Annotated in this window: 15 protein-coding genes and 1 riboswitch; of the genes, 11 read left to right on the top strand and 4 right to left on the bottom strand. The window is 72.1% G+C overall.

Features of this window, described 5'->3' with window-relative positions; all coding sequences use genetic code 11:
• Positions 1-22 precede the first annotated feature (22 nt).
• The 5 genes from DWV08_RS16435 to DWV08_RS16415 all read left to right on the top strand — a co-directional run bounded on the left by DWV08_RS16435 (position 23) and on the right by DWV08_RS16415 (position 6013).
• On the top strand, positions 23-1363 hold the full coding sequence (locus DWV08_RS16435; RefSeq protein WP_115414797.1) for an ABC transporter substrate-binding protein: 1341 nt from the start codon (positions 23-25) through the stop codon (positions 1361-1363).
• Between the two features lie 33 nt (positions 1364-1396).
• Positions 1397-2275, top strand: coding sequence for a carbohydrate ABC transporter permease (locus tag DWV08_RS16430; protein ID WP_115414796.1), 879 nt, complete (start codon positions 1397-1399; stop codon positions 2273-2275).
• A 91-nt stretch (positions 2276-2366) separates the two neighbouring features.
• On the top strand, positions 2367-3266 hold the full coding sequence (locus DWV08_RS16425) for a carbohydrate ABC transporter permease (protein ID WP_115414795.1): 900 nt from the start codon (positions 2367-2369) through the stop codon (positions 3264-3266).
• Positions 3263-4294, top strand: a complete 1032-nt coding sequence (locus DWV08_RS16420; protein ID WP_115414794.1) for a LacI family DNA-binding transcriptional regulator — start codon at positions 3263-3265, stop codon at positions 4292-4294. Before DWV08_RS16425 ends, DWV08_RS16420 begins: the two co-directional genes overlap by 4 nt.
• Positions 4295-4429: 135 nt before the next feature.
• Positions 4430-6013, top strand: a complete 1584-nt coding sequence (locus tag DWV08_RS16415; protein WP_115414793.1) for a glycoside hydrolase family 32 protein — start codon at positions 4430-4432, stop codon at positions 6011-6013.
• 76 nt (positions 6014-6089) lie between these two features.
• Here the strand turns inward: DWV08_RS16415 and DWV08_RS16410 are convergent, their stop codons facing one another.
• Positions 6090-7664 carry a glycoside hydrolase family 68 protein gene (locus DWV08_RS16410; protein WP_115414792.1) on the bottom strand — a complete coding sequence of 525 codons (1575 nt, stop codon included), beginning with the start codon at positions 7662-7664 and terminating at the stop codon, positions 6090-6092.
• Between the two features lie 280 nt (positions 7665-7944).
• Between DWV08_RS16410 and DWV08_RS16405 the strand changes: the two genes are divergently transcribed.
• The gene (locus tag DWV08_RS16405; RefSeq protein WP_115414791.1) at positions 7945-8148 is read left to right on the top strand and encodes a hypothetical protein; all 204 of its coding nucleotides are present in this window, start codon (positions 7945-7947) and stop codon (positions 8146-8148) included.
• A gap of 9 nt (positions 8149-8157) precedes the next feature.
• Positions 8158-9897 carry a DEAD/DEAH box helicase gene (locus tag DWV08_RS16400; protein ID WP_115414790.1) on the top strand — a complete coding sequence of 580 codons (1740 nt, stop codon included), beginning with the start codon at positions 8158-8160 and terminating at the stop codon, positions 9895-9897.
• A 108-nt stretch (positions 9898-10005) separates the two neighbouring features.
• Here the strand turns inward: DWV08_RS16400 and DWV08_RS16860 are convergent, their stop codons facing one another.
• Entirely contained in the window at positions 10006-10143 is a 138-nt protein-coding gene (locus DWV08_RS16860) for a hypothetical protein (protein WP_162801607.1), read from the bottom strand.
• A 248-nt stretch (positions 10144-10391) separates the two neighbouring features.
• On the opposite strand from DWV08_RS16860, the gene DWV08_RS16395 reads away from it, so the two are divergent.
• Positions 10392-11438, top strand: a complete 1047-nt coding sequence (locus DWV08_RS16395) for a homocysteine S-methyltransferase family protein (protein WP_115414789.1) — start codon at positions 10392-10394, stop codon at positions 11436-11438.
• An 18-nt stretch (positions 11439-11456) separates the two neighbouring features.
• Here DWV08_RS16395 and DWV08_RS16390 read toward each other — a convergent pair whose 3' ends face one another.
• The gene (locus DWV08_RS16390) at positions 11457-12266 is read right to left on the bottom strand and encodes an SDR family NAD(P)-dependent oxidoreductase (RefSeq protein WP_115414788.1); all 810 of its coding nucleotides are present in this window, start codon (positions 12264-12266) and stop codon (positions 11457-11459) included.
• Between the two features lie 130 nt (positions 12267-12396).
• Here DWV08_RS16390 and DWV08_RS16385 point away from each other — a divergent pair, with 130 nt between their 5' ends.
• The 3 genes from DWV08_RS16385 (at position 12397) to thiC (ending at position 15850) form a co-directional block, all read left to right on the top strand.
• Complete coding sequence (locus DWV08_RS16385) at positions 12397-13125, top strand: SDR family oxidoreductase (RefSeq protein ID WP_115414787.1); 729 nt, start codon at positions 12397-12399, stop codon at positions 13123-13125.
• A complete protein-coding gene (locus DWV08_RS16380) occupies positions 13122-13826 on the top strand; it encodes a FadR/GntR family transcriptional regulator (protein ID WP_115414786.1) in 705 nt (234 codons plus the stop codon). Before DWV08_RS16385 ends, DWV08_RS16380 begins: the two co-directional genes overlap by 4 nt.
• A 147-nt stretch (positions 13827-13973) precedes the next feature.
• Positions 13974-14083: riboswitch (TPP riboswitch) on the top strand.
• Entirely contained in the window at positions 14084-15850 is a 1767-nt protein-coding gene (gene thiC / locus DWV08_RS16375) for a phosphomethylpyrimidine synthase ThiC (RefSeq protein WP_115414785.1), read from the top strand.
• 37 nt (positions 15851-15887) lie between these two features.
• Here thiC and DWV08_RS16370 read toward each other — a convergent pair whose 3' ends face one another.
• Entirely contained in the window at positions 15888-16511 is a 624-nt protein-coding gene (locus DWV08_RS16370; protein WP_162801606.1) for an ABC transporter permease, read from the bottom strand.

Here is a 16511-nt window from a genome sequence, read left to right as displayed (position 1 = left end):
CACCTGTCGAAGGAGACATCCCATGAAGCGCAAGCAGTTCCTCGCCCTGGCCGCCGGTGCGGCCACCGTCCCCGTGCTCGCCGCGTGCGGCGGCACCTCCGGGGGCGCCTCGTCCACCGCCGCCGCCGTGGAGGGCGAGATCGAGCCCCGTCCCATCTCCTGGCTGCTCTCCCGCCCGGCCAACGGCGCCGTCATCTCGATCGTGTCGGCACTGGCCGAGGAGTACGCCGCCGAGCACGAGGGGTTCTCCCTCGAGCTCATCACCACTCCGGACCGCCCCAGCTACATCCAGAAGTACGAGACCCTCGCCGCGGCGAACGAGCTGCCCGAGCTGTTCGACACCGACGCCACGCCCTTCGCCGCGAAGCTGGCCTCCGTGGACCGCATGATCGACGTCGAGGACCTGCTCACCCAGCTCGGCGTCATCGAGGACTTCCGCCCCGCCGCGCTGGACTACCAGCGCTTCGACGACGGCTCCCTGCACATGATCCCGCTCGAGTTCGGGGTGGAGCTCTTCTGGTACAACAAGGCGCTGTTCGAGGACGCCGGGGTCGAGGTTCCCACCACCCTCGAGGAGATGGTCCCGCTGTGCGAGGCGCTCGCGGCCTCCGGTGTCACCCCCATCGCCGTGGGAGGAGCCGATGCCTGGCCGCTCGAGAGGTATGTCGCCTACCAGCCGTTCCGTCTCGCGGGCCCCGAGTACATCACGGCGCTGAAGCAGGGCGACGCGGCGTTCACCGATGACCCCGGAGCGGCCTCGGCCCGCTGGCTCGCCGCGCTCGGCGAGGCGGGAGCCTTCCAGGAGGGTTTCTCGTCGGTGGGCTATGCGGACGCGCAGGCCCTGTTCACGTCCGGTCGGGCGGCGATGTACAACATGGGCACCTGGGAGCTCCCGAACCTCGCCACCACGGAGCTGCCCGAGGAGATGCACGAACGGATCGGCTTCTTCACCCTCCCGGTCACCGACGGGTCGGTCACCGGGCCGGACGAGTTCGTCGCGCCCTCGGGCATCGGAGTGGCGGTCAACGCCCAGACCTACGACCCCCTGGTGCGCGACTTCCTCGGGTTCGTCCTGGCCCGGTACCCCGAGGAGTACGCGAAGAGCGGCCTGCTGGGTCCCACCGGCATCGAGCCGGCGGTCCCGGACAACGCCCTGCCGCTCTACCAGGAGGCGATCGACGTCGCCGCGGAGCTCGGTGACGCCACCCTCATGCCGTGGGACACCCAGCTCGACCCCTCCACGAACTCGCGCCTCCAGCAGGAACTGGTGCTGCTGGTCCAGGGGGACATCACCCCGGAGGAGTTCCTCACCACGATGGACGACACCCTCACGAAGAACGCCCCCAAGTACTTCGAGGACTGAGCGGCGCGCCGCCGGTCACGGACGGAGGTTCCCATGCTCCCCCATCGCTCACGGCTCTCGGTGGCCGTGTTCCTCGCCCCTCCACTGCTGCTCTTCGGCGGCGGCGTGCTGCTCCCCATCGTGCAGTCGCTGGGCCTGAGCTTCTACGAGTGGGACGGCATCACCGGTCTCGACTTCGTGGGGCTGGCCAACTACCGCGAACTGCTGCTGCACGACGACGTGTTCCGCACCGCCCTGGTCAACCAGCTGGGCTACCTGGCCATCTGCCTGCTGCTCCAGGTGGGCGGCGGTCTGCTGGTCGCCACCCTGCTGATCTCGATCACCCGAGGTCGCGAAGTGCTCAAGGTGCTCTACCTGATGCCCGCGGTGATCTCGACGCCCGCGATCGCGCTGCTGTTCCAGCGCGTCTACTCCTACGAGCCCGTCGGGCTGGTCAACACGCTCCTGAACGCGGTGGGCCTGGGCGCCCTGGCCCGGCCGTGGCTCTCCGACGTCTCGACCGTGCTCGCCGCGGTCTCCGCGCCCGAGGGGTGGCGGTTCCTGGGTCTGTACACGGTGATCCTCTACGCGGCGCTGCTCGCCGTGCCCAAGGAGCTCGAGGAGGCGGCCTCCCTGGACGGTGCGAACCCGCTGCAGGTCTTCACCAGGATCCGCTTCCCGCACATCATGCCCGTGTTCGTCACCACGCTGATCATGGCCACGACCTATGCGCTGCGCGGCTTCGACATCCCGTTCCTGCTCACCAACGGCGGGCCCGGCCAGGCCTCCGAGCTGGTGACCACCTACATGTACAAGACGGCGTTCACCTCGGGCCACTACGGCTCCGCGAGCGCGATCTCGGTGATCATCGTCCTCGAGTGCCTGGTCGCGGTGGGACTGATCCTGCTGCTCCTGCGCAGGAAGGCGGCGTGAGATGACTCCTGCGTCCGCAACGCCCCCGCCCGCTCCCGCTCCCGCCGCCCCGGCGAGCATCGCCTCCGAGCACGCGCCGAAGGAGCCGACCATGCACCGCTCTCCCCTGCCCGCCGACGGCTCACGGGACCGCACCGCGCCCCCTCGTCGCCGGCGGCCCTCGCCGCTGCGGATCTCGACGGTCGTCTCCCGGGTGCTCATCGCCGCCGTGCTGGTGGTGCAGGTCTACCCCTTCCTCTGGCTGCTCCAGACCAGCCTGCGCGACCGGCAGGACTTCGCCTCCGCGAACCCGTTCTCCCTGCCCGCCCAGCTGACGTTCGACAACGTGGTGCGGGCGATCGAGCAGGGGGACCTCCTGCGCAACATCCTCAACAGCCTGCTCATCACCGGCGGCGCATGCCTGCTGCTGGTGGTGTGCGGGATGGCCGGGGCGTACGCGATCGCCGTGCTCGGCTTCCGCTTCTCCGGCCTCGCCAAGGGGCTGTTCCTGCTGGGCATCGTGGTGCCGGTCCAGGTGGCGCTGGTGCCGCTGTTCATCGACTACTCCCGCCTGGGCATCCTCGACACGCGCGCGGCGGTGATCATCCCGCTGGCTGGCTTCGCGCTCCCGATGGCCCTGTATCTGTTCCTCTCCTTCTACAGCTACATCCCCCGCGAGCTCTACGAGGCGGCCACGCTCGACGGCGCCGGCCCCTATCGGATCTTCGCCCGGATCACCCTGCCGATGTCATGGAACACCGTGGTGACCGTGGTGATGGTGAACGCGATCTTCATCTGGAACGACTTCATCTTCGCCAACACCTTCCTCCTCAGCGAGGAGCTGAAGACCATCCCCCTGGGGCTGCAGAACTACATCGGGGCGATGGGCAACACGGACTGGACGGCGACCTTCGCGGCCGTGTCCATCACGGTGACCCCGCTGCTGCTCGTGTTCCTCGTGCTCAACCGCGCCATGATCTATGGTCTCGAGAGCGGAGCGAGCAAGGGATGACATCGATGACGAGCACGGGGCGAGCAGACCGCACGGTGACGATGCGCGAGGTCGCCGAACGGGCCGGCGTCTCGGTGACCACGGTCTCGCACGTGGTCAACGACAAACCGGGGGCGCGCATCGGCGCCGAGGCCCGCGCCCGGGTGCAGCAGGCCGTGGAGGAGCTCGGCTACCGCCCCAACGTGCTGGCCAAGAACCTGGTGCAGGGCACCAGCGCGTTCATCGGGCTGGTCGCCGACTCCATCGCGACCACCCCCTTCGCCGGGCAGATCATCCGCGGCGCCCAGGAAGAGGCGTGGCGGCACGGCCGCGTGCTGCTGGTCGCCAACACCGAGGGGGACGAGGCGGCGGAGCGCGATGCGCTGGCGATGATGCTGGAGTACAAGGTGCGAGGCATCCTGTACTCCACCTGGAACCACCGCGCGACGGCGATCCCGGACGCCCTCGCGGAGACGGACCACGTGCTGGTCAACTGCTTCGCCCCCGGCACCCCCACCCGCGCCGTGGTGCCGGACGAGGTGGACGGCGGCCGCACCGCGACGGAGCTCCTGCTGTCCCAGGGGCATCGCCGGATCGCGTTCGTGAACACCACCTCCCCGTCCCCGGCGCGGGAGGGGCGACTGCAGGGCTACCGCGAGGCGCATGCCGCCCTCGGCGCCGGGGTCGACGAGGCGCTGGTGCTCGAGGCGGCCCCGGAGCAGGAGGGCGGGTACGCCATCGCCGAGCAGGTGCTCTCACTCGGCGCGACCGGCGTCTTCTGCCACAACGACCGGGTCGCGATGGGGCTGTACGACGCCCTGCGGGAACGAGGTCTGCGCATTCCCGGGGACATGGCGGTGGTCGGCTTCGACAACCAGGAGGTCATCGCCGGCCACCTCCGCCCGCCGCTGTCCACCGTGGCGCTTCCCCACTACGAGCTGGGCGCCGCCGGGGTGCGGGTACTGCTCGGCGCGGAGGAGGTGGAGCCGGGCGCGTCCCTGCGTGTGGCCTGCCCGGCCGTGACCCGCTCCTCCATCGCTGCGCTCTGAGCCGCAGCGTCTCCCCACCCCGTCTCGACCAGCCCCGTCGCGGGCACCGCCCGCCGTGCGCACGCGCGGCGAGCCCGGCGCGCCACACACACACACACACCGACCGCTCCCACCGATGACGATGGAGAACACCCGATGATCCGACCCACCCGACGAGACCTGCTGCGCACCACCGGCTGCGGAGCGCTGGTCCTCACAGGAGCCGCGATGCCGCCCCTCTCCACCCCCTCCCACGCGGAGGGCCCCGCCTCCCTGAGGGCCCGCTTCCACCTCACGCCGCCGCAGGGCTGGCTCTGCGATCCCCAGCGGCCCGTGGTGCTGGACGGCATCGCTCAGCTCTACTACCTGCACTCCGCCGAGAACTCCGGGGACGGCGGCTGGGACCGCGCGAGCACCGCGGACCTGGTCACCTTCACGCACCACGGCGAGGCGATCCCGCTGCGACCGGACTTCCCGGTCTGGTCGGGATCGCTGGTGCTCGACGAGCACGGCACCGCGGGGTTCGGCACCGGCGCGGTCCTCGCCTACGCCACCCAGCCCACCGACGGCGTGCGCAGGCACCAGGAGCAGTACCTGTACTACTCGCTCGACGGCGGCGCGACGTTCACCCCGGTCGAGGAGCCGGTGATCGTCAACGAGGACGGGCGGGAGGCGGAGACGCCGCAGGAGATCGAGAACGCCGAGTGGTTCCGTGACCCGAAGCTCCACTGGGATGCCGCGAGGGAGGAGTGGGTGTGCGTGATCGGCCGGCAGCGCTACGCAGCCTTCTACACCTCCACAGACCTGCTCACCTGGACGCTGCGCCGCAACTTCGACTACCGCCTCCACCCCGACGATCCAGATCTGGGCGGGATCGAGTGCCCGGACCTGTTCGAGATGACGGCCGACGACGGCACGTCCCACTGGGTGCTCGGCGCGAGCATGGATGCGCACGGGGCGGGCCTGCCGATGACCTACGCCTACTGGATCGGCCGCTGGGACGGCGAGCAGTTCCTCGCCGAGTCGCTCACCCCGCAGTGGCTCGACCACGGCTGGGACTGGTACGCGGCGGTGACCTGGCCGGCCCCCGAGGATCCGGAGCAGCTGCGCTACGCGATCGGCTGGATGAACAACTGGAAGTACGCGAACCGGGAGGTCCCCACCGATGCGAGCGACGGGTACAACGGCCAGTTCTCCGTGGTGCGCGAGCTGCGCCTGCGGCGTGAGGCCGACGGTCGCTGCGCGCTGGTCTCGACGCCGGTTCCCGCGCTGGCCGCGGCGGCGCGGTCCGAGCGGTCCCTGCCCGACGTGACGCTCGACGGCGCGAGCGGAGGCGCCGCCGCGATCCTGGACGTCGATGCCCGGGCCTATGAGCTCGAGCTCGATCTCCACTGGGAGGCGGCCACGAACGTGGGGCTCTCGGTGGGGCGCTCGGCCGACGGGAGCCGGCACACGAACGTGGGCGTGATCGACGGCTGGGTCTACGTGGACCGCGGCCCCTCGGACCTCGAGGGCTTCTCCTTCGGCGAGTTCCGGCAGGCGGAGGCGCCTCTCGACCCCGCCGCCCGCTCCGTGCACCTGCGGGTGCTGGTGGACACCCAGAGTGTGGAGGTGTTCGTGAACGAGGGGTACACGGTGCTCTCCCAGCAGGTGCACCTGCTTCCCGGGGACACCGGGGCGTCGCTCTACGTGGACGGCGGCGACCTGCACGTCACCGGCCTGGTGCTGCGTGAGCACTGAGCCGTGACACGCTCCGGGCGCGGCGCCCTCCCCGGAGGGAGGGCGCCGCGCCCGGATGCTCAGAGGGGGCCGCCGATCACTTGTAGTGGCCGACGCCGCCCTTGCGCTCGTTGGTCGGGAGGTACGCGTACGGCCCCAGGCCGTCGTCCCCGAAGGAGTAGTCCACCGCGGAGGTGGCGGTGGCGCCGTCGACGTCCACCTTCACCGTGGGCGAGAGGGTTCCGCCGCGACGGCCCTCCACGTTGTCGATGAACGACTGCACCAGCCCGCCGGGCTGGATGTAGTGCGAGTACGCCTGGAACTGGCGGGGGTTCTGGCCCGCCGTGGGCGATTCAGGGGCATCGGCCGGGAGGTTGAGGTCCACGGGGCTGCCCAGCACCACGCCGGAGGAGTTCAGCGGCTGGAAGTCGGAGCGCACGCCGTCGCCCACGAATCCGTAGACGCCGTCGGGTCCGCGGAGACCCGCCGCGTAGGTGAACTGGTGGGAGATGGTGAACAGGTAGTACTTCCCGTCCTCGATGATCATCTGCGGGCGCTCGGTCTGATCGTTGACCGCGTAGGCGGTGAGGATCGGGGGGAGCATGGTCCAGGAGGTGAGGTCCTTGGAATCGGCCCAGGCCAGGCCGATGTTACCGCGCTGCCACTGGACGCCCTGGGAGTTGACCTCGTCGACGGTCTCCGCGAACGGGTCTCCGTCGACGTAGCCGAGGTCCGCAGCGGTGGCATCGGTCCGGGCGGTGCCGGGCACTCCGGCGCCGCAACCCTCGAAGAGCATGAACGTGATCCCCGGGGTGGCCGGGTCCTCGAAGGTGAAGGGGTCGCGGAAGGAGAAGTACGGGTTCTGCTCCTGGGTCTGGTACCACGTGCCGTCGGGCTCGGCGATCTCGAGGTGCTCGCCGAACTTCGAGAAGCTCACGCCGTCGCGGGTGGCCTTGATGGCGCCCTCGACGGTGGCGAGCACCGCGGGCTTGCCCGCCGTGCCGGGCCGCTTCTCGCCGAAGGTGGTGGCGGTGTAGAACACGCGCACCTTGTTGCCCTGCATCAGGCGGGCGGAGCCGGACCACTCGGTGTTCGACAGCGAGGTCTCGTCCTCGAAGAGGTAGCCGCCGTAGGTCCAGGCGTCGTCGGGCTCGGCGCTGGAGGGGCGGGTGAAGTAGCCGATGCGAGCGCTCCAGTGGCGCTCGTCGAAGGGGATGTCGCGCGGGGCGACCAGGGAGAAGATGACGTCCCAACCCTTGTAGCTCATCTGGTTGGAGTACTCGTCGGTCAGCGACCAGGTGTCCCAGACCCACACCTCGTCGGTCATGATCGGGAAGTCCGCGGGGATCTCCGGCATGGTGATCGACTCGGGCATGGAGTTCTCGCCGCGCGCCACGGAGGAGTCGTTCTGGGTGCGCATGATCTGGCGGGCGTCGGCGCGGGTCCACCGGGCGTGGAAGTCGCTGGAGATCGGATCGTGCGCCGCCTGGGTGTGCGGGGTGGGCTGCGGGCCGTCCGCGGTCGGGGCCGCGGGGGCGGCCGGGGTGGCGGGCGCGGCCTGGGCCGCGGAGGAGCCGAGCGCCGAGGCGGTGCCGGCGGCGGCCAGGGTACCCAGCGCGAGGGCGCCGAAGCCGCGGCGGGTGGGGTTCAGGGGGGTGGTGTGACGGGACACGTCTTCTCCTGGATCGAGGATGCGGGAGACGGGTGTCGGGGACGGCGACCCACGTGCGGTCGTCGACCGCCGGCGCTCGTCGGACCCGACTTTGACACGTGCTGAAGCGAGGGCGTCAAGTCCACGTGGCGGCGCTCACCCGCCGCTCAACCCTTTGAGCCGCCCCCGCCGTACTCTCGTCACCGCAGGTCAGGGGCTTGCGAGAACGCTCACGAGAGGGCACTCGACTCCTCCCACATCCTTCGACTGGCTCTCCTCACCGCCTCCCGCACCGGTGCGCATGCTGGAGCGGGAGAGCCGTCGGCGGGACGGCCTGCCCTGCGGCACGCCGGAGGAGCGCGAGGTGCTGGAGCGGTGGAAGGATCTCCTCGCCCGCAGCGGCGCCGTGGTCGAGTACGTGCCCGAGACCGCTCAGGGCTTCGTCCTGGTGCACGCGCAGGAGGTCGCCGGGGAGGATCTGATCCGCAGGCCCGGGCCCCGGTAGGGTCTGCGGGTGGCCAGCACTCGTCGCTCCAGCACCCGCCGGCGCCGGTCCTCCTCGCGCAGGAGGGGCGGCGGCGCCCGCTCGGCCCCGAAGGAGCTGCCCTTCGTAGGCCCCGGGGAGCGGCTGTGGATCCTCGACGTCCCCTACGGCACACAGGTCGAGGGCGCGAGCTGGCATCCGGCCGTGAAGATGCACGTGTTCGTCGGCCGCAGCCTGCCCGCGCACCTGGCGCCCTACTCCCCCGGCCCGCACACGCTGGGCCGCTTCCTGGAGAACCTCCACAATCCCGGCGCGCCCGCCGCGGTGCCGGAGCCGGCGGAGGATCTGGAGCCGCGGCAGCTGCAGTACGAGGCGGCCGATGCGATCGCGGCACGGGCCGCCGCCGGCGGGCGCCAGTTCCTGCTGGCCGACGAGCCCGGCGTGGGCAAGACGATCTCCGCGGTGCTGGGGGCGAGCGCGGTGGGCGATCTGCGCGGCGCGCAGCGGGTGCTGGTGGTGGCGGACCGGCCGGCCGCGATCACGATCGGGCACTGGTGCCGCACCATCACGGCGCTGGGCGACAGCGGCCTGGAGTGGGTGGTGATCACCTGGGACCGGCTGGAGAAGGTGCTCGGCCACGACTGGGACGTGATCATCGCGGACGAGGCCCACGCCCTGCGCCGCACCACCACCAAGCGGTGGACGCACTGGGCACGGCTCTCCGGGCACTCCCGCTCCCATGACGCGGCGCCGTTCGTCATCGCCACCACCGCCACCCCCGGCCACACCCCGCTGGAGCTGCCCTACCTCGCGCCCGCCTACGCGCAGGCGCACGGCGAGCCGATGCGCGAGTGGACCTCCGTGAAGCAGCCCGGCGTGGACTTCTCCGCCGCGCTGGAGCGGCACGGCATCGCGCTGGAGCGCGGCCGCTACGGCGCCGCCTGGACCACCGACGCGACCCGTCGGGCGGAGGATCTCGCACGGGTGCGCGCCTGGCTCGAGGACCAGCGGCCGACGGCGATGCTGCACCGGGCCGCACCCTGGGGCGCCGTGCCGATCTCCGGGATGCCGGTGGCGCTCACGCCCGCGGAGCGGGAGGCGTACGAGACGGAGTGGGGCGAGTTCTGCCGCGAGATGGACATCGCCCGGCGCGGCCGCAACACCGCGAAGGGGCGGGCCGCGCTGCTGCGGTTCCGGCAGAAGGCGGGGCTGCTGCGGGTGGACTCCACCGTGGCGTGGATCGGCCAGCAGGTGGAGGCCGGGCGGCAGGTGGCCTGCTCGGTGGAGTTCGTGGGCACCGCCGCGGAGCCGATCACCGAGCGGCTGCAGGACGCCGGGCTCGAGGTCGCCACGATCTACGGCCGGGACCGGTTCGACGTCGAGGCCGAGAGGCTGCGCTTCCAGACCGGGCAGGCGCCGGTGTGCGTGTTCACCACCGTCGCCTCGATCAGCCTGCACGCCGGGGAGACCCTCCCGGGCGGGCGCCAGGCCTCGACCGCGCCGCGCATGGGACTGTTCCACCAGGCGCGCTTCTCCGGCATCGCGGGCCGGCAGGTCACCGGCCGCACCCACCGCGACCACCAGGTCTCCCCCTGGCACATCGCCTACGCGGAGGGCACCGTCGAGGAGCAGGTCTCGCGCGCGATGGTGGAACGGATCGCCGCCGCCTCCGACACCGTGGGCGGGGACACCGAGGGGCTCACCGACGTGGCCGCACTGCTGGGCGCGGACTGGCTGCCCACGGCGAGCTTCACCGAGGGCAGCGGCTGAGGGCGCGGGGCGCTGCGCGGCGGGGGCGCCTGCGACCGGGCCGCCTGCACGCGGGCCGACGCGGCTCTCCGGGCGCCGCGAGCACAGGCCGCACCGTGCGCAGTGTGCTCAGAGGAGCAGGCGCAAGAGCATCAGCGGCAGGCGCACCAGCACAGCCCCCACCTCGGCGATCAGATCGAAGGTCTCCAGGAACAGGGACGCCCGGTCGCTCCGGAACGGGCGTCCACGTCGGCGTCGTCGTCCCATCGCTGCTCCGCTCCCCCTCGTGGATCGACGCCACCGGACGCGGCGCCGCGTTGCGGGCCACCCTACGCGGGGCGCGGACCCGTCGCAGGCCCGCGGGCGGGAGGGTGGTCGTGGGCGCCGGAGTCGTCTCCTCGCTGCGCACGTCCCGGTCGCCGGCGTTCACACGGAGCCACGCAGGAGACAGCGCCGCGGCGCCGGGCTACTCTCGCCCCCAACCGCCCCGCACCGATCGACGACGGAGTACGACCATGTCCCAGAACATCCTCACCGACCGCCTCGACGCCGGTCCCGTCCTCTGTGCGGAGGGGTTCCTGTTCGAGCTCGAGCGCCGTGGCTACCTCACCGCCGGAGAGTTCGTCCCCGAGGTGGCGCTGGAGCACCCGGAGGCGCTGCGCACCCTGCATGTGGACTTCCAGCGTGCCGGCTCCGACATCGTCGAGGCGTTCACCTACAACGGCCACCGCGAGAAGATGCGCGTGATCGGCAAGGAGGAGCTGCTGGAGCCGCTGAACCGCGCCGCGCTCGGCATCGCCCGCGAGGTCGCCGACGCCGTGCCCGGCAACCTCATGGCCGGCAACATCTCCAACTCCAACATCTGGGACCCGGCCGATCCCGCCCGCCAGGCCGAGGTGCGCGGCATGTTCGAGGAGATGGTGGGCTGGGCCGTGGAGGAGGGCGCCGATCTGATCATCGGCGAGACCTTCTACTACGCCGGCGAGGCGCTGGCCGCGCTCGAGATCGCGAAGGCCTCCGGGCTGCCGGTGGTGCTCACGCTGGCGCCGATGGCGTTCCAGGAGATGGCCGACGGGGCCGGGATCGTGCAGACCGCCCAGCGTCTCGAACAGGGCGGGGCGGACGTGGTGGGCCTGAACTGCTTCCGCGGCCCGGACACGATGCTGCCCTGGCTGCGGCAGATCCGCGAGGCGGTCTCCTGCCACGTGGGCGCGCTGCCGATCCCCTACCGCACCACCGAGCAGGAGCCCACGTTCTTCAACCTCTCGGACGTGGCCGCCACCGTGCCCTCCCCGCACGGGCGCACCTTCCCCACCGCCCTGGACCCGCTGTACACCAACCGGTACGAGATCCGGGCCTTCGCCGAGGAGGCGTACGGCCTGGGCGTGAACTACCTGGGCGTGTGCTGCGGCGCCGCCCCGATCCACATCCGCGAGGTGGCCGAGGCGGTGGGCCGCACCCCGGAGGCCAGCCGGTTCTCCGAGAACATGGCCAACCACTTCATGTACGGCAGCAACGAGCGCCTGCCCGAGCACGTGGTGGGCCTCGGCGAGCGCGCCTGAGGGGCGGGGAATCCGCACTTACCGCCCGTACGCCACCGCCGGGATCTGAGTGGCGAACTTCCCGCCGGAGACGTCCAGCAGGGCGCCGGTGATGTAGGAGGCCTGGTCGCTGGCGAGGAAGAGCAGCAGGTCGGCGACGTCGTCGGCGCTCTCCCAGCGGCGCAGCGAGAGGGTGTCCAGCAGGCGGTCCTGCTGCGCGGCGGGCATCTCGGCGAATCCGTTCATGGCGGTGGGCACCATGCCGGGGGCGTAGGAGTTCACGGTGATGCCGTGGGGGCCCAGCTCGGAGGCGAGCACCCGGCTGAGCTGCACCACCGCGGCCTTCGAGGCGGCGTAGGCGGCGCTGCCCACGCTGGGCACGATCGCGGCGAACGAGGCGGCGTTGAGGATCCGGCCGCGGCCGGAGTCCTGCATGTGCGGGGCAGCGGCCCGGCACATGAGGAAGGTGCCGCCGGCGTTCACGTCGAGGCAGCGCCGCCAGGTCTCCCAGTCGGTCTCGAGCACCGTGGAGTCCGCGACGATCCCGGCGTTGTTGACCAGCACGTCGATCCGGCCGTGGCGGGCCACCACCTGCGCCACCGCGGCGTCGACGGAGTCGGGGTCGGTCACGTCGCACACCACCGGCAGGATCGCGGTCCCGTCGGCGGCATCCGGCGCCCCGCCCGCCCCGTCGGTCGCCTCCTCGGTCGCCGTCGCGGCGTCCTCGTGGGCGAGGTCCAGCGCGGCGACGTGCGCACCCTCGGCGGCGAAGCGCCGCGCGATCACCGCGCCGATCCCGCGCCCCGCCCCGGTCACCACGACCACCCTGTCCCGCAGATCCAGTTCCATCGCTCGTTCCTCTCCTCGCGGCGGGCGTGCCGCACACCGACCGTTCCTAATAGTCATACTATTGGTGGGCAGACGTCCTGTCACCGACACCCTGGCCGGCCCGTGGGGCCGCGCCGCGAGGAGGACCGCGATGAGCACCACCACACAGCGCACGGTGTGGATCACCGGCGCGGGCAGCGGGATGGGCCGCGCCACCGCCCTGCAGGCGGCGCGTGCGGGCTGGGCCGTGGCGCTGAGCGGCCGTCGGCCCGCGCCGCTGGAGCAGCTCGCCGCCGAGATCCGCGAGGAGGGCGGCACGGCCCTGGCCCTCCCGCTGGACGTGCAGGACCGGGCGGCGGTGCGGGAGACGGCCGCGCAGGTCGCGGAGCGGCTCGGCGGGATCGACGCGCTCGTCCTGGCCGCCGGGCTGAACGCCCCGCAGCGTCGCTGGGACGATCAGGACCTCGCGCAGTTCGACGCCATCCTCGCCACCAACCTCACCGCCGTGGCCAACGCGATCGACGCCGCCCTCCCCCGCCTGCGCGAGCGCGACGGGCAGGTGGTGGTGATCTCCTCCTATGCGGGCTGGTCCTTCCAGCCCGGCGCGGGGGTGGCCTACTCGGCGAGCAAGACGGCGCTCGGCTCGCTGGTGCGCACCCTGAACCAGCAGGAGGCCGCCCACGGCGTGCGCGCCTGCCACCTGTGCCCCGGAGACGTCGCCACCGACTTCCTCGACCAGCGACCCTCCGTCCCGGACGCCGAGGCCCGCGCCCGGATGCTGAGCGCCGAGGACATCGCCCGCACCGTCTGCTTCGTGCTGGACTCCCCCGGCCACGTGCGGATCGACGAGCTGGCGCTCTCCCCCGTCTCCCAGGCATGAGCACCGGCACGACCACCCCGCCGAGCGCCTTCGACCGGGCGCTGGAGCAGCTCGGCGCCGCGATCGTCGCCGGTCAGCTGCCTGCCGGGCACACCGACACCGTGGACGGCTTCATCGCCCGCACGGGCGCGTCCCGCAGCGTGGTGCGGGAGGTGACGCGGGTGCTCGGCGCGCTGGGGATGCTCAGCGCCGGGCGCCGGGTGGGGCTGCGGATCCGCCCTCCGGCCGAGTGGGACCTGCTGGATCCGCGGGTGATCCGCTGGCGGCTCGAGGGGCCGCAGCCGGCCCGTCAGCTGGCAGAGCTGCGGGCGCTGCGCCACGCGATCGAGCCCGCCGCCGCGGCGGCCGCCGCCCGCGCCGTGCGCGAGGAGCAGGCCGGGACCGCAGCGCTGGAGCGTGCGGCGGCGGCGATGGTCGAGGCGGCCGACGGACCCGAGCACGGCGCCTTCCATGCCGCGGACCGCGCCTTCCATGCCGCCGTGCTGGACCTCTCCGGCAACGCGATGCTGCAGCGTCTGCGCGAGGTGATCGAGGAGGGGCTGCGCCACCGCGCCCTCGTGGAGCGCGGCGCCCGGGTGCCGGATGGTCACGACCTGTCCCTGCACCGCGAGGTCGCCGCCGCGATCCGTGCCGGCGACGAGGAGCGCGCCGCGGCGCGGATGCGGGAGATCATCGAACGCCTCGCCGGCGAGAACGGCTGAGGGCCCGGACCTCACCCTCGAGGTGACGGGCCACGGCGACACGCAGCCCGCGGCGAGCGGAGGCGCCGACGATCCCTCGGCCCTCGCGGCGGACCGTCGCGTGGAGCTGCGGTTCGGGGACTGAGGCGAACTCTGCTACGGTCGTCCGCGATCCCTCGGGTGCCCGTCGCAACGGGCTGAGATCGAACTGACGCGGTTCGAGCACCGACTGAACCTGCCCGGGTCATGCCGGCGAAGGAAGAAGGAGAGCGACGCCTGTGTCCGCACGCCCTGAGAACTACCCCACCCATTCCCTCGGCCACCTCGAGGACCCCGCCCACGGCATCCGGGTGCCCGTCACCCGCATCGCCCAGGACCCCTCCCCCGACGGCACCGCGAACCCTCCCCTGGAGGTGTATCGCACGGCCGGTCCGGGCTGCGTGCCCGAGGAGGGCCTGGCGCCGGTGCGCGAGGACTGGGTGCTGGGCCGCGGGGACGTGGAACGCTACCCGGGCCGCGGCCGCACCCTGGCCGACGACGGCCGCTCCGCGGTGCGGCGCGGCGAGGCCAGCGCCGAATGGCGGGGCGCCCGACGGGATCCGCTGCGCGCGCTCCCAGGCCGTCGCGTCACCCAGATGCACTATGCGCGCCGCGGCGAGATCACCCCGGAGATGCGCTACGTCGCGCTGCGGGAGGGATGCGACGTGGAGCTGGTGCGCAGCGAGGTCGCCGCCGGCCGCGCCATCATCCCCGCGAACGTGAACCATCCCGAGGCCGAGCCGATGATCATCGGCCGCGCCTTCCTGGTGAAGGTCAACGCCAACATCGGCAACTCCGCGGTGACCTCCTCGATCGCGGAGGAGGTCTCCAAGCTGGAGTGGGCCACCCGCTGGGGTGCGGACACCGTCATGGACCTCTCCACCGGGGAGGACATCCACACCACCCGCGAGTGGATCCTGCGCAACGCGCCGGTGCCCATCGGCACCGTCCCGATCTACCAGGCGCTCGAGAAGGTGGGCGGCGACGCGAACGCGCTGACCTGGGAGATCTTCCGGGACACGGTGATCGAGCAGTGCGAGCAGGGCGTGGACTACATGACCGTCCACGCCGGGGTGCTGCTGCGCTACGTGCCGCTCACGGCGGAGCGGGTCACCGGGATCGTCTCCCGCGGCGGCTCGATCCTGGCCGGCTGGTGCCTCGCCCATCATCGCGAGAACTTCCTCTACGAGCACTTCGACGAGCTGTGCGAGATCTTCGCCCGCTACGACGTCTCCTTCTCGCTCGGGGACGGGCTGCGGCCCGGCAGCCTCGCCGATGCGAACGACGCCGCGCAGTTCGCCGAGCTCGACACGCTCGCGGAGCTGACCCGCCGGGCGTGGGAGCACGACGTGCAGGTGATGGTCGAGGGGCCCGGGCACGTGCCGCTGCACCTGGTGCACGAGAACGTGGAGCGCCAGCAGGAGCTGTGCGACGGGGCGCCGTTCTACACCCTGGGCCCGCTGGTCACGGACATCGCCCCGGCCTACGACCACATCACCTCCGCCATCGGCGCCACCGAGATCGCCCGCCACGGCACCGCGATGCTCTGCTACGTCACCCCGAAGGAGCACCTGGGGCTGCCGGACCGCGACGACGTGAAGACCGGCGTGATCACCTACAAGATCGCCGCGCACGCCGCCGATGTGGCCAAGGGGCACCCCGCCGCGCGCGATCGCGACGACGCCCTGTCGAAGGCCCGCTTCGAGTTCCGCTGGCGGGACCAGTTCGGGCTCTCGCTGGATCCGCAGCTGGCCGAGGAGTACCACGACCAGACCCTGCCCGCCGAGCCGGCGAAGACCGCGCACTTCTGCTCGATGTGCGGGCCGAAGTTCTGCTCGATGCGGATCTCCCAGGACATCCGCGACGCCTACGGCGACGCCGCCGCGCAGGAGCGCATCGCCCAGGAGGGGATGGCGGCGAAGTCCCGGGAGTTCCTCGCCCAGGGCGGGACGGTGTACCTGCCGGACCCGGTGCGGGCACCGGGCGGGGGCGGCGCCGCGGGCTGAGCGCGGCGGGGCCGTGTCCGGCACCGGTCGCCCCGGGTCAGCGCCCGCGCACCCTGTAGCGCCTCGCCAGCCGCCGCATCGCCGCCCCGCTCAACACCGTGGTCAGCACGCACAGTATCAGCAGGCAACCCAGCCAGACCCACGCGCTGGGCTCCCACAGCGGATCCTCGCCCACCAGGGAGATGGCCGTGATGTCAGAGGTCGCTCCCATCGCCGCGAATCCCCAGCGCGACGGGGACAGCCAGGCGAGCTGTTCGAGCACGGCTCGATCTGCGACAGGGAACAACCCGCCGCTGAGAACCAGCTGCATCGTCACCAGCACCACCATCACCGGCAAGGTCTGCTCCCCGGAGCCCACGAGGGAGGAGACCAGCAGACCCATCGCTGCGCTGGTCAGGGCACACAGCCACAGCGCGAGCACGAGCTCTCCTGCTGGCCACAGGAGGATTCCGCTGTCGGGCCCGTCCCGGAACAGCAGCACCACGGGCACCAGCATCACTGTCTGGGCGAGGGTGAGCATTCCCAGCACACTGAGCTTGGCGAGGACGTAGGCGACCGGTGAGAGCCCGATAGCCCGCTCGCGCACGAAGATCGCGCGCTCGGTCACCAGGTCACGGATGCTCGCGGAGAGTCCCAGGAACACCGCACCGAGGGTGAGCAC

The organism is Brachybacterium saurashtrense, from assembly GCF_003355475.1.
In the GTDB taxonomy this organism is placed as follows: Bacteria; Actinomycetota; Actinomycetes; order Actinomycetales; family Dermabacteraceae; genus Brachybacterium; species Brachybacterium saurashtrense.
This window is presented reverse-complemented; position numbering and strand designations above follow the sequence as displayed.